Genomic DNA, 20,394 nt, shown 5'->3' with positions numbered 1-20,394 from the left:
CGCGCTCTCCGGTTTCTCACTCGTGGGGCACGACGGCCAGCGGGCAGCCGACGTGGTGGACGGCGGCATGGGTGACGGGGCCGATGCGCGGAACCGTCGGCCGCTCGGACAGGCGGCGGCCGACGACGAGGAGGCTCGCCGCGGAGGCGGACCTGACCAGCGCGGTGGAGGCCTTGCCCTCCACAACGGTCTCCAGGACCTCGGTCTCGGGGTACTTGTCCCGCCACACCTTCAGGACAGCGGACAGGAAGCCCTGCCACTCCTCGGGCCGCGCGGGATCGTTGACCAGAGCGATGTCTCCTGGGCCGAGGCTGATGGCAGAAGGCGGCTGCCAGGCGTACACGACCCGCAGCCGGGCCTGCCGCAACTTGGCTTCCTCGAACGCGAACTCGATCACTTCGTCGCAGGCGTCGGCGAGGTCGATGCCGAGCACCACATCGAGGTAGCCGGTCCGGGTGGACGGGCTGCCGTCGTCCGCCGGGAAGTGCTCGTCCTCGGCCTCCTCCCCTGTCCGTACGAGGATCACGGGACGGGTGGCCTTCGCGACCACCCCTTGGGCGACGGAGCCGACGAGAAGCCCGGTGAAGCCGCTCAGGCCGCGCGAGCCCAGGACCAGCAGGTCGGCCTGTTCGGCGGCCTTCAGCAAGGCCGCGGTCGCCAGGCCCTCGACCTGCTCGTCGGCGACGTCCACGCCGGGTACCGCGCCGCGGACGCGCTCCTCCGCCTGCCGCAGGACGCGGCGCGCCAGATGCCGCTGCGCGGCGTTCGCCGGCTCCCCTTCCGTCTGGCGGGGATGCCAGTTCCAGGCGTGCACCAGTCGCAGCGGTCGGTCACGACGCACGGCCTCGCGGGCGGCCCACTCGGCGGCGGCGAGGCTCTCGCTCGATCCGTCTACTGCGGCGATGACGGGCGACAGCATGGTGCGCACCTCCTGCGCTTGTTCTGCTCGGTACTGCCAGCGTCTTCCTGAGGGACCCGGTCGGATATGGGCCGCAAGGGCTCTCGCGGGTCCGTTCGGCCCCTGCGCCGGTCCTTGGGCGGTCGGCACGGTAGGAGGCGTGAGAGCGGGTCACCCGTGTGCCAGGGAGGCGATCGTCGTGAGCCGAGTCATCATTGCCTGCGTCAACGGGACAGGCCGTGGTCATGCGGCCGTGGAGTGGGCGGCGCACGAGGCGTCGCTGCGCGACCTGCCGCTGGAGGTGCGGTACGGCTCACTGCCGAACGATTTGAGTACCACGGCGATGCTCGTGCTCGACCTGTCCGCGGCGGGGGACGACATCACCGGCCTGGCAACGGGCCCGGCTGCACTCGCCGTTACGGCCGCCTCCGCGTGCCCCGTGGTACTCATACCGGACGCCGACGTCCCCGTCGCAGCTCCGGCACGCCGGGTCACACAGGTCACCCTCGGGATTGACGCCCGTCACCCGGCGGAGCGGGCCCTCGACTTCGCCTTCGACGCCGCCCAGGTCCGGGGTGTACGGCTGCACGCCGTACACACCTGGGAACTTCCCTCCTGCGCCGCCGGGTTGCCCTTCGGTGTGCCCGAGGAGGACCGTGCCACTTGGGAGGACCACGAAGTGCAGCTGCTGGCCGACGCGCTGCGGCCTTGGCGGGTGAAGTACCCGCGGGTTCCGGTGCTTGAGGACGTCGTACTGCTCAACCCCGTCGAGGCCTTGATCCACCATGCCGAGGCCGCCGCACTCTTGGCCGTGGGACGCGGCGCCAGCGGGACACCGGGCCTCGTGCAGGCCTTGTTGCGCGAAGCTCGGTGTCCGGTCGCCGTCGTGCCGTGAATCGTGGGCGGGCCAAGGCGAGGAGGTGATGACCTAAGCAACCGTCAGTTCCCTTGCGATCCGCTGCGCCCAGGCCTCGATCGCGGGGAAGTCGCGGAAGTCACCGCCCTTGCCGTTGCGGAGGATCATCCGTGCCACCCTGCCACGCGTGCCCTCTTCCAGACGGCCACCGAAGGTGAGGTGCTCCCTGACGCCGAGCCGGTCCATGGCGCGCCGCACGCCGGACACGGGCGGGATGTTCCGCTCCAAGGCTGAAGCGTCCAGCGGCCCGCTGCTGAAGAACCACAGCGGGCGTGTGGCCAGGGCACGGCGGTGGCGGCGGACGAAGCGGCGCGCGTCCTTCTGCCAGCGGCCGGTGTACAGCGCGCCCCCAACCACCACCGCATCGTAGGTCTCGATGTTCGCCACCGATGGTGCAGGCCGTACCTCGGCCGTCAGCCCGTTCTTGCGCAGGACCTGGGCAACGGCCTCGGCGATCTGCGCAGTCGATCCGTTCGTCGTCCCGTACGCGACCAGGACCTTGCCGGTCATGGCGGTCCGCCCCCTCACAGGCGACGCAGCCAGTCGTCGGCCACGCCGTGCAGTGCCTGTTCGGCGGGCTGGACGTGGCTGTCGTCCAGGCGGTAAGTGAGGTTGTCGACCACCGCGACCACGCCGTCGATCTGCTTGGCCATGGAGACGGCGATCTCCGTCTCACTCTTGCGCTCCATGTGGCCGGCGAGCGTGACCACACCCTCCACCACGGAGACATCGACGCTCCGCGGGGTCAGCCACAGCGCGCGGACAAGGACTTCCTCGACCACCTCGTCGCAAATCTCCTTGTCCGGCCGGAGGAAGACCCGAAGCAGGTCCCGACGGGTGACGATGCCGACGAGCCGGTCCTCCTCCTCCACGACCGGCAGCCGCTCCACGCGCCGCTGGGCCATGGTCCGTGCGGCCTCGACGATGGTGGTTTCGGCGCACACGGTGACGGGCGGTTCGGTCATCGACTGGCCGGCCATCACGGAGCCGATCTTGTTGTGCTTCATCTCAGGTTCCTCCTCAGCGGAGTCGGCGCAGGTAGGGGTCCTGGGGCCCGCGCGGCACCAGCCGTACCCGCGCGTCGAGCACGGAGACGTCGGCCGTGGTCGCGAGCACGGGGTTGAAGTCGACCTCGGCGAGTTGCGGCAGATCGGCCGCCATGCGGGACAGGCGCGACAGCAGCTGCTCCAGGCCCTCGAGGTCGGCCGGGCCGTTGCCGCGGGCGCCGAAGAGCAGCGGGGCGCAGCGCGGGGCGGTGATCAGGTCGTGCACGTCGTGGTCGGTGAGCGGGGCCAGGCGGGCGGCGTGGTCGCCGAGAACCTCGGTGGCGGTGCCGCCGAGCCCGAACAGCACGAGCGGGCCGAAGACCTCGTCCTGGACGACACCCGCGAACAGTTCGGTGCCGCGCGCGGCAAGCGGTTGTACGACGACACCGGTGAGCAGCCCCGCGAACCGGGTGTCGAAGTCCCGGAAGGCGGCCCGGACCTGGGCATCGCCCTGGAGGTCGAGGTGTACGGCACGCTGCTCGCTCTTGTGCACCAGTCCGGGCCAGTGGGCCTTCATGACCACCCGGCCGTCCGGGCCGCGCAGCCGCCGGGCCGCGAGGACCGCCTCGTCCTCGGTCTCCGCCCACGCCCACGGGAGCTGTGGGATGCCGTAGCAGGCCAGCAGGTCGGCGCAGGTGCGCGGGTCGAGCCAGCCGCCGTCCGGATGCGCGGCCAGGAAGGTGTCAGTGATCTGCTGGGCACGGGTGGTGTCGATGCCGTCGAGTTCCGGGACCGTGCCCACGGGCCGGGCGAGCCAGGCCGCGCGGCGTGCGGCGTGGGCCAGCGCCCGTGCCACCGCCTGGGGTTCGGCATAGGAGGGGATCGTGCCGCCGTCGGTGGCGGGCAGCAGCTTGACCGGCAGGCCCTGTTCGAGGCGTACCGCGGCGATCGGCTTGGCCCGGTGCGCCGGGGCGTCGGTGAGTGCCCGGACGAGGTCGTCGCCGGTCGCGGCGGCGACCGCCGTGGGCACGAGGGCCACCAGCACGGCGTCGACGCCGGGGTGGCGCATCAGCCGGTCCACGCAGTCCGCGAGCTGGTTCTCGGTGACGGCGGCGGTGGCGTCGACGGGGTTGCCGACCGCGGCGCCCCGCGGGAGCACGGCGAGCAGGTCGTCGATCACGTCCGGGGGGAGCGGCGGCAGGGCAAGTCCCGCCTCTGTGCAGGCGTCCGCGGCGAGGACCCCGGCACCGCCCGCGTTGGTGACGATCGCGACACGCGTTCCTGCGGGGAGCGGCTGGGAGTGCATCAGGGCGGCGGTTTCGAGGAGTTCGCCGACCGAACGGGTGGCGGTGATGCCGGCCTGGGTGAACAGGGCCTGCCGGGTCATGGTGCGGGTGGCAGCCGCCGCCGTGTGCGAGGCGGCGGCGCGGCGGCCCGCCTCGGTACGGCCCGCGTCCACGGTCAGGACCGGCATACGGCGGGTGACGCGGCGCGCGGTGCGGGAGAACGCGCGCGGACTGCCGAAGGACTCCAGGTGCAGCAGCGCCAGTTCGGTGCGGCCATCGCTCTCCCACCACTGGAGCATGTCGTTGCCGCTGACGTCGTACTTGTCGCCGAGGGAGGCGAACGACGACACCCCGATGCCGAGCCGGGACAGCCCGTCGAGCAGCGCGATGCCGACCCCGCCGGACTGTACGGCGACGCCCGCGGTGCCGGGCCTTGGATGTCCGGCGGCGAAGGTGGCGTCGAGGCTGAGCTCCGGGTCGGTGTTGGAGATGCCGAGGCAGTTGGGGCCGACGAGCCGCATGCCGTGCGAGCGGCAGGCGGCCAGCAGGGCGTGCGCCTGGTCGGCGTGGATACCCGCGGTGACGACGAGGAGGGCCCGTACGCCCGCCTTGCCGCACTCCTCGGCTGTCTCCGGGATCGCGGCGGCGGGTACGGCGAGCACCGCGAGGTCAGGTGTCTTGGGCAGGGCGCTTACCGACGAGTAGGACGGCACGCCGAGAATCGCGTGCGCGGCGGGGTTCACCGCGAACAGGCGCCCGGTGTAGCCGCCCGCGTGCAGCTGGCGCAGGATCGCCCGGCCGAACGAGCCGGGTTTGCGTCCGGCACCAACGACTGCGACCACGTTCGGGCACAGCAGCGGCTCGAGGCTGGCCACGTCGGCGGCCCGGCCCCGGGCCTCCACGGCCGACAGATAGGCGTCGTCAGCGTCGAGCCGGATCGTGCAGCGCACCTCGGGCCCGTCGAACCGGCGGGCGGTACGCAGGCCGAGGTCGGCGAAGAGCCGGAGTATCTCGCGGTTCTCGCTGAGCGCGTCGGCGGTGAAGGTGGTGATGCCCTCCGTCCGGGCTGTGGAGACCAGGTGCTCGACGAGCAGGGTGCCCACTCCGCGGTGGTGCAGGCCGTCGCAGACGGCGATGGAGATCTCGGCCTCGTCCTTCTCCCCCGCCGTGTCGTACTCGGCGATCCCGATCACCTGACCATGCGTCTCGGCCAGCAGGGCCCGGTAGCCGGGGTGGGCGGGGGCGCAGGCCCGGTCGGCGGCCAGGGCGGCGGACCGGGGGTTCAGCGAGAAGAAACGCAGACGGAGATTGTCCGGGGACATCTCCTCATAGAGTCCCTGCACCCGGTCGTGGTCGGCGGCGGTCACAGGACGGATGCACACGGTGGTGCCGTCCGCGAGCAGGGCGTGAACTGGGGGTCGGTTGAGCACGGCTTCCGACATCAGGGATCTCCTCCAAGCTTCTCGATGGTTCGAGCATCCGGCGGGCAGGCGCGGTCGTCGCTACAGCCCTGGCGAAGGAACTGCGCCAACCCTCAAAGGCGCGCACATGGACAGGGCGCATCTTCGGCCTCCCGTACGACTTCCGGCGGCCCACGCCGGAGAAGATCGCCCGCGAGTTCTGGGATCCCGACAGCGACGCCTTCTTCACGCCGCACGCCTTCGGCGTCGGATACGGGCTGAACCTGGCCCGTGTGGCCGTGGGCTACGCCGTTGTCGTTGACCGGGTTCCAGCAACCACCTACAGCTGCCGGCCGTTGTCCATCAGACGTCGGCGACCAGCGCAGTGAGGTCCAGCAGCCGGTTCGTGTAGCCCCATTCGTTGTCGTACCAGCCGAAGACCTTGGCGAGGGTGCCGTTGGCCTGGGTGAGCGCGGCGTCGAAGACGCAGGAGGCCGGGTCGCCGATGACATCTCGGGAGACGATGGGCGCCGTCGAGACACGCAGGATGCCGTTCAGCGGGCCGTCGGCCGCCGCGGCGAAGGCCGCGTTGATCTCGTCCGCCGTGACCTCACGGTTCAGCACCACCGTGAGGTCGGTCAGCGAGCCGTCCTCCACGGGCACCCGGACGGCGATCCCGTCCAGCGCACCGGCCAACTCCGGCAGTACCAGGCCGACGGCGCGGGCGGCACCGGTGCTCGTCGGGATGATGCTCAGTGCCGCCGAGCGGGCGCGCCGCAGGTCCTTGTGCGGACCGTCGAGCAGCGACTGGTCGTTGGTGTAGCCGTGGACGGTGGTCAGCAGGCCGCGGTCGATGCCGAAGTTCTCATCGAGCACCTTGACCATCGGCGCCAGGCAGTTGGTGGTGCAGGATGCGGCCGAGATGATCCGGTCGCGGTGCCGGTCGTACGTGTTGTCGTTGACGCCCATCACGAGGGTCGCGTCGACGCCCTTACCGGGCGCCGAGAGCAGCACCGTGTGGGCGCCTGCCTTCAGGTGCAGGGCCGCGGCGTCGCGGTCGCGGAAGCGGCCGGTGGACTCGATGACGATGTCGGCTCCGTAGTCGGACCAGTGCAGGGCGGCCGGGTCGCGCTCGGCGGTGACGGCAATATGCCGGCCGTCGACGGTGATCGAGCTGTCGTCGTGCACGACCTCGCGTCCGATGTGCCCGAACGTCGAGTCGTACTCCAGGAGGTGGGCGAGGGTGGCGGGCGGGGCGATGTCGTTGATCGCGACGACGTGGACGTCCTGGGTTCCCGCCTCCGCGCGGTCGAGGGCCGCGCGGAGATAGGTGCGGCCGATGCGGCCGAAGCCGTTGATGCCGACACGTACGGTCATGGTGAGGGACTCCTTTACAGTCGGGGGCCTACCGTGGGTCGTGAGTGACTCAGTGAGTCGTCGGGTGGTGGAGGCGGCATGGCCGGTAAGAAGGCGGCGAAGCTGCCGCGCGAGGTGTATGAGAAGGAACTGCTGCGTCTTCAGACCGAGTTGGTGAAACTTCAGGAGCGGTTCCGGCGTCGCCTGGAGGATCCGTTGCGGCGCTGGAAGCTGTCGCCGATGGACCTCGAGTCGATCACCCGCTGGGAGGCCTACTCGCGGGCCAAGGATGAGATGCTGATCCACACGGACATCTCGGAAGCGCCCTGGTACGTCCTGGAGAGCGACGACAAGCGCCGGGCGCGGCTGAACATGATCGCCCACCTGCTCGGCTCCCTGCCCTACCGCGACGTGCCGCCACCGGTGCTGGAGCTTCCGCGTCGGCCGCCGTCGACCGGCTACGAGCGCCCGCCGCGTGACCTGCATACGTACGTCCCCGACCACGCGGCGAGCCTGTAAGCCGGTCACTGCGCTCACGCCCGCTGCGGTACAACGGCGACAGACAGGTGGCGTGGTGCTGCACCGCGTGGGCGACGCGGCCGAGCTGGAGGCCGTAGTGGCCCCCGCGGCGCCGGGCCCCGACGACGAGCAGGTCGGCGTCGGCCGAGGCGCCGAGCAGGGCCTGGCGGGCGTGGCCCTCGACAGTACGGCGGTGCACCTCGACGTCGGCCGGGAGGTCCCGCAGAGCTGTTTCCAGCACCTCCGCCGCCTTCTCTTCGTGCAGCCTGGCCGGTTCGCCGGCTAGCAGGGGGTGGTCGGTCGATTCGTGCGCGGGGCAGCGCCAGGCTCGTACGGCTTCCAGCGGCACGCCTCGGCGCTGTGCCTCGTCGATGGCGAAGCGCACCGCCGCCGCGTCAGTCGGCTCGTCGCCGACGCCCACGACGATGCGGCCGTGCCTGCCGGGTACGGCCCGGTTGTCGTGACAGCCGCGCAGCACGATCACGGGGCAGTGCGTGTGGCCGGCCACCGTCACACTGACGGAGCCGAGCAGCGCCTCGGCCAGGCTGCTGCGGCCCCGTGAGCCCAGAACCATGGCAGCGGCGGTGCGGCTTTCCCGTACCAGCGCGTACTCGGGTTCCTCGGGCAGCACGTCGATGGTGACCTTCACGTCGGGTCGGCGGGTACGGACCCGACGTGCGGCGGTCTCGACGATGTCCTCGGCCATCACCTGGTCCGAGGGCTTGCCGAGATCGTCCGCGAGTGAGGTGCCTTCGTACCGTTCCCAGAGCGAGGCATACACCAGCCGCAGCGGCAGCCCCCGCAGGGCGGCTTCGTCGGCCGCCCAGTCGACGGCGCGCAGGCTCGGCTCGGAGCCGTCGACGCCGACGACCAGAGGGAGTTCCATCGTGCTCACCGTCCCGCGGCCAGGTCGAAGACGATCCGGGCCTTGATGTCACCGCGCAGCACGGCGTCGATGGAGTCGTTCACGGAGGCAAGCGGGCGGGTCTCGTAGATGACCTTGGTGCGGCCGGCCGCGTGGAGCTGGAAGACCTCGGTGAGGTCCTGCCGGGTGCCGACGATGGAGCCGATCACGGACGTGCCGTTGAGGACGGTGTCGAAGATCGGGACCTGGAGCGTGCCGTGAGCGGGCAGGGCCACCATGACGAGCTTCCCACCGCGTCGCAGACCGGAGTTGACCGCCTCGAACGCGGCCGGGTTCACCGCGAGCGCGATCGCCGCGTGGGCGCCGCCGTGCTTCTTCAGCTCCTTGCCGACGTCCTGCTTGCGGGCGTCGATGACGAGGTCGGCGCCGAGTTGCGCGGCGAGTTCGAGCTTGTCGTCGGTGACGTCGATGGCCGCGACGGTTGCTCCGGCGATCTTGGCGTATTGCAGGGCGAGGTGGCCGAGGCCGCCAACGCCGGAGATCGCGACGAGTTGGGTGGGGCGGACGTCGGCGACCTTGAGGGCCTTGTACGTGGTGACGCCCGCGCAGGTCAGCGGCGCGGCGTCGAACGGGGTGACGCCCTCGGGCACGGGCTGGGCGAAGTCGGCCCAGGCCAGCATCTTCTCGGCGTACCCGCCGTCGCAGCCGTACCCGGTGTTGACCTGCTGCTCGCACAGCGTCTCCCAGCCGGACAGGCAGTGCTCGCACCGCCCGCACGCCCTGCCGAGCCACGGCACCGCGACCCGCTGCCCGACGGACAGGTGGGTGACGCCCTCCCCGAGGTTCTCGACGACGCCGACACCTTCGTGCCCGGGGATGAAGGGCGGGGTGGGCTTGACGGGCCAGTCGCCGTGCGCGGCGTGGATGTCGGTGTGGCACAGCCCGGAGGCCTCGACACGGATGCGGACCTGACCGGGGCCGGGCTCGGGGTCGGGACGCTCCTCGATGACCAGGGGCTCGCCGAAGGCTCGTACGACCGCTGCCTTCATGATCTGTTCTCTCTTCTGGAGGGGTGTGTCGGTGCTCAGTCAGTGGTGGGCGACGACGGCGACGGGGGCGGTGGAGTGGTGCAGGACGGCATGGGTGACGGTGCCGATGTGGGCGCCGACGGAGGAACGGCGGATGCGGCGGCCGACGACGACCAGGGAGGCCTCGTGGGAGGCATCGATCAGGAGGAGCGAGGGGCTGCCGTAGTGGGACTGCTCGACGACCTCGACGTCGGGGTACTTCGGCCGCCAGGGGCGCAGCACCTCGCTCAGGACTACGGCGTCGCCCTTCGCGATCTCCCGCTCGACCGCGGGCTCCAGGGCCATGCCGTAGGCGTAGTAGGGCGGCGGGTTCCAGGCGTGCACGACCCGCAGCGGCACCGAGCGTCGCGCCGCGGCCTCGAAGGCGAACCCGATCAGCGCCTCGTCGGGGCTCGCGACGTCGAGCCCGAGGAGGACGGGACCGAACCCAGTGGCCGCGGACGGGATGCCCGCCGGGTCCATCTCGTGCTCGTCCGCGGCCTGCTCGCCGGCGCGGACCAGGACCACGGGCCGCCGGGCGTGCGCCACGACCGCGAACCCGACCGACCCGACCAGGAAACCGCGGACTCCGCCCAGGCCGCGTGAACCGAGGACCAGCATGTCGGCGTCCTCGGCCGCGTTGACCAGGGCTTCGGCGGGCCGTCCGGTGAGCTGCTCGGTGGTCACCTCGACGCCCGGGTGACGCAGCCGCAGGCCCTCGGCGGACTCGTAGGGGATCCTCTCGGTCCAGTGCTGGTGCGTCTCGGCGCCGAGGAGCGGGGCCTGGGCCATGGGCTCCGGGACGGGCTCCCAGACCTGGACGAGCTTCACCGGCAGTCCACGCAGTTCCGCCTCGCGGGCCGCCCATTCCGCGGCGGCGCGGCTCTCGGGTGAGCCGTCGAGGCCGACGGTGATGGTGCGGGGCATGTTCTCCACCTCCTGAATCGGGGCCCCGAGGGGTCCCGATTCCAGCGTCATGTCGGGGGGTTCTTCAGGGCAGGGGCCGCTGGTCCTTCAGCGGGGACGATGGGCCCTGCACACGGGTCGGCGGGTCGGGTCCGGGGCGAGGTCCGTCCCGCCGCGTGCGGGTCAGTGCAGCCAGGTGTGGTCGCGGACGATCGGCAGCCGCGCCCATTGCCGGCCCAGGCCCCAGGTGGCGCCCGCGCCCGCTGCCGCCAGGGCGATCAGGGCGACGGCGTAGATCACGTGGTAGTCGGCGAACGGATTCGTCGACATGCTCGGCGCGCCGTTCGACAGGTGCCTGGCCGGAGGCCACTCGGCGAGCACATCAGCGCCATCATCGCCGTGCCCGCCACCGCCGCTGGCCACAGCGCCACACCCGCCATGACGGCCAGGCCGATGCCCAGCAGGCCGAGCATGAACGGCCAGTCCGCCCACGTGTCGCCGGCCCAGGAGTGGAACGTGGACTCCATCGGCCCGGCGGCGACGGAACTGAGGAAGCCCTTCGTCGGCGACCCGCCGTCGATCCAGCCCTTGCCGGACGCGGTCGCGTAACCCAGGCCGAAAGTCTTGTCCAGGAACGCCCAGAGGAAGACGAACCCGGTCAGGATGCGCAGGGACGCGAGTGCGTAAGCCTGCGCGGTGTGCGTGTCGAGACGTGCGGACACGGCGGACTCGGAGCCGGTCCGATGCCAACGGAAGGCGGCCGACAGGTGGAAGCCCGGGCTTCCGTGAGCGTGCTCGTGCGCGGCCATGATGGTGGTCCCTTCGGGGATGTATGAATCGTCGTCTCCTTGACGTGTCTCACTCTCGTCCGATGCCTGATGCCGCGCCGGATGCCGAAGGTCTCCATCCGTTGGGCTGAACGTCCCTGCATGCGTGGCCGGTTGGGCTGGAGGCGGCGGCGAACCGGGCAGGTGGAACACCCGGGCGGGTGTCGCGGATGATCATGCGGCCGTGGATGCTGGGCCCAGACGGAGAGGGGGCGGCACGTGGCTCAGGACTCAGGCGGACGTTTCCCGTGGTGGTGGCGGCTCATGCCCGGCCTCGGTGCCCTGGCCGGTTACCGGCGTTCGTGGCTGAGGGGCGACCTGCTGGCCGGCGTGACGGTGGCGGCGTACCTCGTGCCGCAGGTGATGGCGTACGCGGGTGTGGCCGGGCTGCCCACCAGTCGCCGGGCTGTGGGCGATCCTGCCCGCCCTCGCGTTGTATGCGTTGTTCGGGTCCTCCCGACTGCTGTCGGTAGCGCCCGAGTCGACGACCCTCTGATGACGGCCACCGTGGTGGGCCCGCTCGCGGGCGGGGACGCAGGGCACTACGCATCACTGGCCGCGGCCCTCGCGGTAACGGTCGGCCTGGTCCTCACGGCGCGCGCCTTCACCGGGCGCAGCGACGACGAGCCGGGCCTCGACGCCAACCAGGAGTTCCTGGCGCTGGGCGCGGCCAACCTCGGTGCGGGAGCCCTGCACGGCTTTCCGGTCAGCAGCAGCGCCAGCCGTACCGCGCTCGCGGCCTCGACGGGCGCCCGCAGCCAGGGCTACTCGCTGGTGGCCGGAGCGATGGTCCTCGCCGTCCTGCTGTTCTTGAGCCCCTTGCTGAGCCGGACGCCTTCGGCGGTGCTGGGGGCGCTCGTCGTGTACGCCGACTGGCCTCCTTCCGTCGCCGCGAACTCATGCTCGCGCTCGGCTGCCTGGCCGGCGTGCTCGCTCTGGACATCCTGTACGGGGTGATCGTGGCGGTCGGCCTGTCGGTGGCGGAACTGTTGACGCGGGTGGCGCGGCCGCACGACGCGGTCGAGGGGCTGGTGCCTGGGTTGGCGGGCATGCACGACATCGATGACTATCCGCAGGCCCGCACGATCCCGGGCCTGCTTGTCTACCGCTACGACTCTCCGCTGTTCTTCGCCAACGCGGAGGACTTGGGGCGCCGGGCCCTGGCCGCTGTCGACGAACAGACCGTTCCCGTCCGCTGGTTCGTACTGAAGGATCTCATCTTCCCCACGCTGCCCACCGCGGTGGCCGCATACCGCAAGTGGAACGGCGAGCGGTAGGGCCCGGCCCTGGAGGCGCGATGCGGAGCGGTGCCGCCCCGCTGCGTCACCCGACGGTGAGGTCCGGCCGGATCAGCGTGCCCGACCTGCCGTGGACGATCTCGTATGCCGCGTCCAGGGCGCCGATCGCGGCCAGACCGCCGGTGTGTTCGACGAAGCCGGCAGCTGCCTCGGTCTTGGGGCCCATGGAACCGGCCGGGAAACCACCGTGCCGCAGTTCCCGGGGGGTGGCGTCGAGCAGCGGGTGCTGGTCTGAGGTGCCGTAGCCCTCGTAGACGTAGGGGACGTCGGTGAGAATGAGCAGGAAGTCGGCCTTGAGGTCCTCGGCGATCAAAGCAGCGGTGAGATCCTTGTCGATGACGGCCTCCACGCCGGTCAGTGCGCCAGTGTCACCATCGGCGGTGACGGGGATCCCGCCTCCGCCGGCGCAGATCACCAGGGTCCCGCTGTTCAGCAGTTCGTGGATGGTGTCGGTCTCCAGGATGCGCTCGGGCGTGGGCGAGGCGACGACGCGACGCCAGCCGGTGGCGTCCCGGGCGATGAGCCAGCCCCGCTTGCGGGCCAGTGCCTTGGCCACCGGCGCGGAGTACACCTGCCCGACGAACTTCGTGGGCCGTTCGAAGGCCGGATCGTCGGCCCGCACGAGGGTGTGCGTGACGAGGGCGGCGATCCGATGTCCGGGCAGAGCATTGTGCATGGCGCGGGTGAGCAGGGAGCCGATCATGCCCTCGGTCTGGGCACCGAGCAGGTCCAACGGGTAGGGGGCGCTGAGCACGGGGTCGGCCTCGCTCTCCATGGCGAGGAGGCCGATCTGCGGGCCGTTGCCGTGGGTGATGACCAGCTCGTGCTCATGGGCGAGGGCGGCCAGTGCGGTGACGACCCGGTCGATGTTGGCCTGCTGGACGGCGGCGTCGGGGCGTTCGCCGCGGTGCAGCAGGGCGTTGCCGCCGAGGGCGACGACGATGCGCATGGTTCAGTCCTCCAGGGTGGCGACGAGCACGGCCTTGATGGTGTGCAGCCGGTTCTCCGCCTGGTCGAAGACGATCGAGGCGGACGAGGAGAAGACCTCGTCGGTGACTTCGAGGCCGTTCAGGCCGTAGGCCTCGAACAGCTCCTGGCCGAGCCGGGTGCGGTGGTCGTGGAGGGACGGCAGGCAGTGCATGAACTTCACGTCCGAGTTGCCGGTGAGGGCGAGGGTCTTGTCGTTGACCTGGTACGGCAGCAGCAGCTCGATCCGCTCGCGCCAGGTGTCGGCCGGTTCGCCCATGGAGACCCAGACGTCCGTGTGCAGGAAGTCGGCGCCGTGTACGGCTGTCTCAACATCCTCGGTGAGGGTGATCCGCGCCCCGCTTCGGCCGGCCACTTCACGGCATGTGGCGACCAGCGCGGCTTCCGGCCACAGCGCCTGGGGCGCGGCGATGCGCACGTCCATGCCGAGCAGCGCGCCCATGGACAGCAGGGAGTTGCCCATGTTGTTGCGGGCGTCGCCCAGGTAGCAGTAGCTGACGTCCGTGAGCGGCTTGGTGCTGTGCTCGCGCATGGTGAGCATGTCGCACAGGCTCTGGGTGGGGTGGGCGGTGTCGGTCAGGCCGTTGTAGACGGGGACGCCGGCGTGGGCGGCGAGTTCGGTGACGATCGACTGGACGGAGCCCCGGTACTCGATGCCGTCGAACATGCGACCGAGGACACGGGCGGTGTCGGCGATGGACTCCTTGTGTCCGACGTGGGTGTCGCCGGGGCCGAGGTAGGTGGTGCGGGCGCCCTGGTCGGCGGCGGCGACCTCGAAGGCGCAGCGGGTGCGGGTGGAGGTCTTATCGAAGATCAGGGCGATGTGCTTGCCGGTCAGCTGTGGCTGTTCGGTGCCGGCGCGCTTGGCCGCCTTGAGGTCGTGGGCGAGACCGAGGAGGTGGTGGATCTCGCGGGCGGTGAAGTCGAGTTCGCTCAGGTAGGAGCGGCCTCGCAGGTCGACGGTCATGTTGGGGTCCTTTGGGGAGTCAGGCAGCCGGATCGCGTTCGACGGGGCAGCTCATGCAGCGCGGACCGCCCCGGCCGCGGCCGAGTTCGGCACCGGCGATCGTGACGATCTCGATGCCCTGCTTGCGCAGGTATGTGTTGGTGGTGACGTTGCGCTCGTAGCCGACGACCACGCCGGGTGCGAGGGCGAGAAAGTTGCTGCCGTCGTCCCACTGCTCGCGCTCGGCGTTGCGGATGTCCTGGGGAGCCGAGAGCATCCGCACCTTGTCCAGGTCGAGGGCCTCGGCGAGCGCGGTCGCGAGCTCGGAGTTCGCGGCGACGTCGAAACCGGTCTCGCGCTCGGAGCTGGGCCGCAGCGTCCAGGAGCGCAGGGAGTCGGCGAGGCCGGGATAGATGACGAAGGCGTCGCGGTCGACCATGGTCAGCACGGTGTCCAGGTGCATGTACGCGCGGGCCGCGGGCAGTTGGACGGCGATCAGCTCGCTCGTCGAACCGGCTGCGAAGAGCCGGGTGGCCAGGTTCTCCACGGCCTGGGCGGTGGTCCGCTCGCCCATGCCGACCATGACGGTGCCGTTGCCGAGGACGTGGACGTCCCCGCCTTCGAGGGTGCCGACAGGTCCGTCGAGCAGCGGTGCGGGCGCGACGCCGGCGAACATCGGGTGGAACCGGTAGATGGCCTCGGCGTGCAGACTCTCGCGTCGCCGGGCGGGCTTGGCCATCGGGTTGACCGACACCTGGTCGTAAACCCAGCAGGAGTTGTCGCGTGGGAAGAGGTGGTTGGGCAGTGGGGTGAGGGCGAAGTCGTCGGTGCCGAGCGTGTTCCACACCAGGCTGTGCGGGGTGGCGAGCGGCAGATCGCTCTTGAGGAGGCCGCCGATCAGATAGCCGGCGAGCGTCTCCCCGTCGAGTTCGGCACACAGTTCGCGCACCGGGTCGATGAGGGCCGGGCCCACAGTGCCGGGAGTGATGACCCGGTCCAGGATCCAGTCGCGGGCCTCTGCGACGTCGAGGGTCTGCGCCAGCAGGTCGGCGAAGTAGTGGACGCGGGCGCCGTGGTCGCGCAGGACCTGAGCGAAGGCATCGTGCTCCTCGCGGGCCCGCTTGGCCCACAGGATGTCGTCGAAGAGCAGGGCGTCGACGTTGCGCGGGGTGAGGCGGGAGAGTTCGAGGCCGGGGCGGTGCAGGATCACCTGGCGCAGCGGGCCGACCTCGGAGTCGACGTGGAAGGTGTTCATCGCGGACGTTCCTCTGTGCTTGGGGCGGTCAGTCGTGGTGGCGGAAGTCGTTGTGCTTCCGGGCTCCGCTGATGCGGCTGGTACGGAGCCCCCGGGAGAGCCGCCGGGCCGGCGGGGGCGTCTCGGGTGCCCGTTGCGGCCGGTCCACGGTCGCCGCGGTCCTCGGCGCCGTGGCCTCGCCGAAGGTGTCCTGTCCCCGCTTCAGCCACACGTAGACGGGAACGCCCAGCAACAGGACGAACAGGCCGTAGTAGACGGTCTGGTAACCGCTTCCCTGGATCGACCAGTACGAGAAGGCGAGGGCGAGCCCGGCGACGGCGACGTCACGGGCGAGCCTGCGGGGGCTGAGGCCCTCCCGGCCGCGCACCAGCAGCCAGTACAGCTGGGCGGCAGCGGAGAAGAGGTAGGGGATCACGGCGGTCAGCACGCTCAGCAGCACGATCTTGGTGAAGACGTCGTCGAAGCGCGTGTAGCTGAACACGGTGATCAGCGAGGCCAGCACGGTGGAGGCGACGATGCCGAAGGCCGGGACGCCGCCCTCGCCGCGCAGCCGGGCGAAGGACTGCGGGAAGAGACCGTCGCGGGCGGCCGCGTACGGCATCTCCGCGCACAGCATGGTCCAGCCGTTCAGGGCGCCGATGCCGGAGATGATCGCGGCGACGGCGACGATGTCACCGGCCCAGCTGCCGCCGAAGATGCTGTCGGCCGCGTCGGTGAACGGCGCGGTCGAGCCGCCCAGCCTGCCGTGGGAGACGGTGCCGAAGACGGCGAGGGTGCCCAGGATGTAGATGACGGCGCAGATGAGTGTGCCGTAGACGGTGGCGCGGGGGACGTTGCGCTCCGGCTCGCGGACCCGGCCGGCGACGACGGAGGCCGCTTCCAGGCCCAGGTAGCTGAACAGCGCGATGGCGCCCGCGGCCGAGATCGCGCCCAGCGCCGACTGGCCGCTGGCGTTGAACGGGCCGAAGTTGTGAGCATCGATGAACAGCAGCCCGACAGTGGCCATAAAGATCAGCGGAACGAACTTCAGCACGGTCGTGATCACCTGGAACGCGCCCATGTTCCGGACGCCGGTGAGGTTGATCGCGGCAGGAATCCACAGCCCGACCAGCGCGAGAAGCACCGAGACCCACTTGTCGTGCCCGGTGTTCACGAACACCTCGACGTAACCGACCCAGGCCACGACGATGGCCGCGTTGCCGGCCCAGGCCGTGATCCAGTACGACCACGCGTTGAGGAACCCGGCGAACTCCCCGAAGGCCTCGCGAGCGTAGACGTACGGCCCGCCGCTCGCCGGAACGCGCTTGGACAGCGCCCCGAAGGTCAGAGCCAGCGCGAGCGCGCCGAGGGTGACGGCGATGAACGCGACGAGGGAAATGGGCCCGTACGGGGCAAGGGCGGAGGGCAGCGCGAAGACTCCCGTACCGATGATGCTGCCGATGACGAGCGCGGAGGCGGCGGGAAGGCCGAGCGGCGCCGTGGGCACAGTCCTCTTTCCGCCTCCTGTGGTTCTGGGCATGGCTGAGGCTCCTTACACACCAGTGTGGGTGAGTCGATCCGCGACTGATCCTTCTGCCTCTCAGGCGCGCACAGTCAGCGGCCACACGGCCCACGCCCGACCCCGATGGTCCCGCTGTCGCAAGCCTGGACAGCCCAACTCGGCCGCTTCGCGCTGCTCCTGTCCACAGGACATTGGCCGTTCGGTCCACGGCATGGCCCGCCCAGCCCCATCGTCAGCACCGTGCCGAGCTCGACAATCGAGGGCAGAAGCTGCGGCCGGGCTCGCGACGCGATGCCAACTGGCCCGCGACACGGGGGCGGCGGCCGCCTTCACTGCCATCTGCTCTGGGGCCGGATGGCACTGCTCCGGCCCATTGGCCCCTCGCACGATCCGAGTCGGCGCCACAAGCTGGAGGCATCAGTCCGTACACCCTGACCGGGAGGCCGGCCATGAACACCCCGAGCATGCTGCGCGCGCTGCCTATCCAGCACCGGCAACGGCTCATGCGTCTTGCCCGGGAAGTGGCCTTCCCGCAGGGGACGCGCCTCTTCAACGAAGGGGCACGTGCGGACCGGTTCTAGATCATCCGCACCGGCTCCGTCGATCTCGACACACACGTCCCCGGCCGGCGCCGCGCCATCATCGAGACCCTCGGCCACAACGAACTCGTCGGCCTGTCCTGGCTGTTCGCGCCGCACGTGTGGCATCTGGGCGCCACAGCCGCGACCCCGGTACGGGCCTACGAGTTCGACGCCACGACCGTCCGCTCCCTCTGCCAGGCCGACCCGGCACTCGGCCATGCCGTCACCCAGTGGGCCGGCGAAGCACCGTGTAAGCGGGCCGACCCGACGAAGGAGTCACCATGCCCAGCACCCCGCACATCGTTAGCGACGTCATGTCCCACACCGTCGCCGCCGTCGGCCGACGGGCCGCCTTCAAAGAGATCGTGCAGCTCATGCAGGACTGGAAGGTCAGCGCCCTGCCTGTCCTGGAGGGCGAAGGCCGCGTGGTCGGCGTCGTCTCCGAAGCCGACCTGCTGCCCAAGGAGGAGCTCCGCGACAGCGACCCCGACCGGGCCACCCAGCTGCGCCGCCTCGACGACCTGGCCAAGGCCGGCGGCCTCACCGCCGAGGACCTCATGACCTCCCCCGCCCTCACCGTCCACGCGAACGCGACACTCGCCCAAGCCGCACGGACCATGGCACACGCCAAGGTCAAGCGCCTTCCCGTCGTCGACGAGGTGGGCATGGTGCAGGGCATCGTCAGCCGCGCGGACCTGCTCAAGGTGTTCCTTCGGGACGATGAGGAGATCGCCGAGGAGGTCAGGCAGGAGGTCGTGGCGTATCTCTTCCCTGCGCCGGTGTCAGCCGTGCAGGTGGAGGTGCGAAACGGCGTCGTGAAGCTCATCGGCCACGCCCGGGACACATCCCTGGTCCCGGTGGCCGCGCGCCTGGTCCGGGCCGTCGAGGGCGTGGTCGACGTGGAGTTCGAGCTGACGCGCTCGGAAAGCCCTGCGGAGTCGACCGCCGCTCACGCGAACGGCGGCGAAACCCTGTCTCCGGCCTGAGCCACTCCTTGGCAGAACAGCGGGATCCTCGCCGGGCCGTACTAATCCTCCACTACGGGCACCCCAGATCAGTCTCACTAACCAGGGGACGAAGCGGTACCTAGTGACGAAGGAGGCGACAAACCGGGCGCTCATCACATTGCACGGCGATTCGTCCTCATCTGTGCCGGTCTTCCGGTTTCAGTGCCTTTCCTGCCGCTGCCGGTCCTGGACCTGAGTGGCGATGACAGCGGCCTGGATACGGCGCTCGACGCCGAGCTTGGCCAGCAGACGGGAAATGTGATTCTTTACCGTCTTCTCGGCCAGGTACAGCCGCTGGCCGATCTGACGGTTGGTCAGACCCTCACCGATCAGAGCCAGGATCTCCCGCTCCCGCTCGGTCAGGCCTTGCAGTCCGTCGGGCTGCTGCTCCTCCTGCTGGCCGCCGCGCAGCCGGGCCATCAGCTTGGTGGTGGCACTGGCATCGAGCAGGGACTGCCCACCGGCCACGGTGCGCACGGCGGACACCAGGTCCGAGCCCTGGATCTGCTTCAGGACATATCCGGAGGCGCCCGCCATGATCGAGTCGAGCAGCGCCTCCTCGTCGTCGAAGGAGGTCAGCATGAGGCAGGCCAGCTCCGGCATGCGAGAGCGCAGCTCCCGGCACACGGTCACGCCGTCCCCGTCCGGCAGACGGACATCGAGCACGACCACCTGCGGGCGCAACGCGGGCACCCGCACCAGTGCCTGCTCCACGGTGCCGGCCTCGCCGATCACCTCTATGTCCGGCTCGTCGTTCAGCAGGTCGCGCACCCCGCGCCGCACCACCTCGTGGTCGTCCAGCAGAAATCCCGTATCCGAGCCGAAAGGCCAGGGCCGGTCGGCCCTGTTGTCCACCCATAGTGCCCCGCGGCCTTGAGATACCTCTGCCGCCAGAGTACGAAACGGCCCGTCGTCCCCTTCCGCGGTCAGGTGCCACGGCTCTGATGCTCTGGGAAGCCGAAGCCGAAGCCGAAGCCGAAGCCGAACCGGGCCCGCATACCCGAATCGCACCATCCCCAGGGTGAAGGTCCAATGGCCCCGCTGCTGGGGTCCGACAGCCCTGGGCCGGGACCGCTGATCGCAGAAGTCTGGAGCCGCTGCGAAACGATCAGAAGGAGCGGAGCACATGACTGCCAAGGACACCAGCACCCAGGTCACCAGGTCCGTCGCCGTAGAGGTGCGTGTGGAAGGTGATGTGGACGAGGAAGCCGTCGCATACCTCCGGGAGAAGGTCGACGCGGTCCTCGGCCGGCCCGGGGTTCCAGCCGTGAGCGGTGCAGTGAGGGTCGCCAGGGCGGTGGCGCACCACGCCGAGCGACCCTGGTCCGCCGGGGCTGAGCTCATCGTGGGGAACACCCTCGTGGTCGTGCATGCCCAGGAAGCCACGGGACACGAACTGGCGGACCGGCTGCACGACCGGCTACGCAGCCAGATGAACCGTGTCCTGCACCGCAAGGAGGAGGCCCGCAGGTCGGCCACTCCTCCTCCGTGGCGCGGCGGCCGTGCCGACAGCGGCCGAGAGGAGAACCCATCGTGAGCCTCCGCTGCCGCGCGGTCGCCCTCCTCCGCGTACGTGTGGTTCCTGCGCCTCGGCGAGGGGGCTGCCCGGACGGGTCGCCAGGCCTCGCCAGACCAGTGCCGGTCAGCCCTCGGAAGGGACCATCGGCACCTGGGAGTCGGGGCCGGGCAGGACGAGGGTGAAGGCGTGAGCGGCACCGGTCCCCCGCGGTGCCGCTCCCGTCCGCACACCGTCGGCCATCGCCGACGGCTCTCGTCAATGGAGGCGCTCCCCA

General features: G+C 70.7%; 17 protein-coding genes and 5 pseudogenes. 8 read left to right on the top strand and 14 right to left on the bottom strand.

The window, feature by feature from the left end; genetic code table 11:
• Positions 1–16: 16 nt before the first annotated feature.
• Positions 17–919, bottom strand: coding sequence for a universal stress protein (locus ACT2CW_RS37540; RefSeq protein ID WP_445519805.1), 903 nt, complete (start codon positions 917–919; stop codon positions 17–19).
• A gap of 178 nt (positions 920–1,097) precedes the next feature.
• Here ACT2CW_RS37540 and ACT2CW_RS37535 point away from each other — a divergent pair, with 178 nt between their 5' ends.
• On the top strand, positions 1,098–1,793 hold the full coding sequence (locus ACT2CW_RS37535) for a universal stress protein (protein WP_445519804.1): 696 nt from the start codon (positions 1,098–1,100) through the stop codon (positions 1,791–1,793).
• A 33-nt stretch (positions 1,794–1,826) separates the two neighbouring features.
• Here the strand turns inward: ACT2CW_RS37535 and ACT2CW_RS37530 are convergent, their stop codons facing one another.
• From ACT2CW_RS37530 to ACT2CW_RS37520, 3 genes and pseudogenes are all read right to left on the bottom strand, one after another.
• The gene (locus ACT2CW_RS37530) at positions 1,827–2,324 is read right to left on the bottom strand and encodes a flavodoxin domain-containing protein (protein ID WP_445519803.1); all 498 of its coding nucleotides are present in this window, start codon (positions 2,322–2,324) and stop codon (positions 1,827–1,829) included.
• A gap of 14 nt (positions 2,325–2,338) precedes the next feature.
• Positions 2,339–2,791 (bottom strand): annotated as a pseudogene (locus ACT2CW_RS37525) (CBS domain-containing protein); the annotation flags it as partial.
• A gap of 43 nt (positions 2,792–2,834) precedes the next feature.
• Positions 2,835–5,528 carry a bifunctional acetate--CoA ligase family protein/GNAT family N-acetyltransferase gene (locus ACT2CW_RS37520; RefSeq protein WP_445519802.1) on the bottom strand — a complete coding sequence of 898 codons (2,694 nt, stop codon included), beginning with the start codon at positions 5,526–5,528 and terminating at the stop codon, positions 2,835–2,837.
• Positions 5,529–5,533: 5 nt separating this feature from the next.
• Here ACT2CW_RS37520 and ACT2CW_RS37515 point away from each other — a divergent pair, with 5 nt between their 5' ends.
• Positions 5,534–5,875, top strand: coding sequence for a DUF5808 domain-containing protein (locus ACT2CW_RS37515; RefSeq protein ID WP_445519893.1), 342 nt, complete (start codon positions 5,534–5,536; stop codon positions 5,873–5,875).
• Here the strand turns inward: ACT2CW_RS37515 and gap are convergent.
• On the bottom strand, positions 5,850–6,863 hold the full coding sequence (gap, locus tag ACT2CW_RS37510; protein ID WP_445519801.1) for a type I glyceraldehyde-3-phosphate dehydrogenase: 1,014 nt from the start codon (positions 6,861–6,863) through the stop codon (positions 5,850–5,852). The genes ACT2CW_RS37515 and gap overlap by 26 nt on opposite strands.
• A gap of 162 nt (positions 6,864–7,025) precedes the next feature.
• On the opposite strand from gap, the pseudogene ACT2CW_RS37505 reads away from it, so the two are divergent.
• Positions 7,026–7,361, top strand: a pseudogene (locus ACT2CW_RS37505) (polyphosphate kinase 2); the annotation flags it as partial.
• Positions 7,362–7,375: 14 nt separating this feature from the next.
• On the opposite strand, the pseudogene ACT2CW_RS37500 reads toward ACT2CW_RS37505, so the two are convergent.
• The 4 genes and pseudogenes from ACT2CW_RS37500 to ACT2CW_RS37485 form a co-directional block, all read right to left on the bottom strand.
• Positions 7,376–8,247: pseudogene (locus ACT2CW_RS37500) on the bottom strand (universal stress protein).
• 5 nt (positions 8,248–8,252) lie between these two features.
• Complete coding sequence (gene adhP, locus ACT2CW_RS37495; RefSeq protein WP_445519800.1) at positions 8,253–9,275, bottom strand: alcohol dehydrogenase AdhP; 1,023 nt, start codon at positions 9,273–9,275, stop codon at positions 8,253–8,255.
• A gap of 39 nt (positions 9,276–9,314) precedes the next feature.
• Positions 9,315–10,220 carry a universal stress protein gene (locus ACT2CW_RS37490; protein WP_445519799.1) on the bottom strand — a complete coding sequence of 302 codons (906 nt, stop codon included), beginning with the start codon at positions 10,218–10,220 and terminating at the stop codon, positions 9,315–9,317.
• Positions 10,221–10,382: 162 nt separating this feature from the next.
• Positions 10,383–11,008 (bottom strand): annotated as a pseudogene (locus ACT2CW_RS37485) (hypothetical protein).
• A gap of 282 nt (positions 11,009–11,290) precedes the next feature.
• Between ACT2CW_RS37485 and ACT2CW_RS37480 the strand changes: the two are divergent.
• On the top strand, positions 11,291–11,983 hold the full coding sequence (locus tag ACT2CW_RS37480; protein WP_445519798.1) for a SulP family inorganic anion transporter: 693 nt from the start codon (positions 11,291–11,293) through the stop codon (positions 11,981–11,983).
• Entirely contained in the window at positions 11,953–12,303 is a 351-nt protein-coding gene (locus ACT2CW_RS37475; RefSeq protein ID WP_445519797.1) for an STAS domain-containing protein, read from the top strand. Before ACT2CW_RS37480 ends, ACT2CW_RS37475 begins: the two co-directional genes overlap by 31 nt.
• A 46-nt stretch (positions 12,304–12,349) precedes the next feature.
• Here ACT2CW_RS37475 and ACT2CW_RS37470 read toward each other — a convergent pair whose 3' ends face one another.
• Genes ACT2CW_RS37470 through ACT2CW_RS37455 form a run of 4 tightly spaced genes read right to left on the bottom strand, consistent with a single transcriptional unit; the run spans position 12,350 to position 17,031 of the window.
• Entirely contained in the window at positions 12,350–13,273 is a 924-nt protein-coding gene (locus tag ACT2CW_RS37470; protein WP_445519796.1) for a carbamate kinase, read from the bottom strand.
• Between the two features lie 3 nt (positions 13,274–13,276).
• Positions 13,277–14,278: an ornithine carbamoyltransferase gene (argF, locus tag ACT2CW_RS37465; RefSeq protein ID WP_445519795.1), complete on the bottom strand. Its 1,002-nt coding sequence runs from the start codon at positions 14,276–14,278 to the stop codon at positions 13,277–13,279.
• 19 nt (positions 14,279–14,297) lie between these two features.
• On the bottom strand, positions 14,298–15,512 hold the full coding sequence (locus tag ACT2CW_RS37460; protein ID WP_445519794.1) for an arginine deiminase: 1,215 nt from the start codon (positions 15,510–15,512) through the stop codon (positions 14,298–14,300).
• Positions 15,513–15,540: 28 nt separating this feature from the next.
• Positions 15,541–17,031 (bottom strand): APC family permease, encoded by a 1,491-nt coding sequence (locus tag ACT2CW_RS37455; protein ID WP_445519793.1) that lies wholly within the window; start codon positions 17,029–17,031, stop codon positions 15,541–15,543.
• 431 nt (positions 17,032–17,462) lie between these two features.
• On the opposite strand from ACT2CW_RS37455, the pseudogene ACT2CW_RS37450 reads away from it, so the two are divergent.
• Together ACT2CW_RS37450 and ACT2CW_RS37445 are read left to right on the top strand one after the other, a co-directional pair.
• Positions 17,463–17,852, top strand: a pseudogene (locus ACT2CW_RS37450) (cyclic nucleotide-binding domain-containing protein); the annotation flags it as partial.
• Between the two features lie 23 nt (positions 17,853–17,875).
• The gene (locus tag ACT2CW_RS37445; RefSeq protein ID WP_445519792.1) at positions 17,876–18,580 is read left to right on the top strand and encodes a CBS domain-containing protein; all 705 of its coding nucleotides are present in this window, start codon (positions 17,876–17,878) and stop codon (positions 18,578–18,580) included.
• Between the two features lie 180 nt (positions 18,581–18,760).
• Here the strand turns inward: ACT2CW_RS37445 and ACT2CW_RS37440 are convergent, their stop codons facing one another.
• Positions 18,761–19,456 (bottom strand): response regulator, encoded by a 696-nt coding sequence (locus ACT2CW_RS37440; protein ID WP_445519791.1) that lies wholly within the window; start codon positions 19,454–19,456, stop codon positions 18,761–18,763.
• A gap of 271 nt (positions 19,457–19,727) precedes the next feature.
• On the opposite strand from ACT2CW_RS37440, the gene ACT2CW_RS37435 reads away from it, so the two are divergent.
• Complete coding sequence (locus ACT2CW_RS37435) at positions 19,728–20,138, top strand: hypothetical protein (protein WP_445519790.1); 411 nt, start codon at positions 19,728–19,730, stop codon at positions 20,136–20,138.
• Positions 20,139–20,394: the final 256 nt, after the last annotated feature.

The organism is Streptomyces sp. NEAU-174 (assembly GCF_052665095.1).
This window is presented reverse-complemented; position numbering and strand designations above follow the sequence as displayed.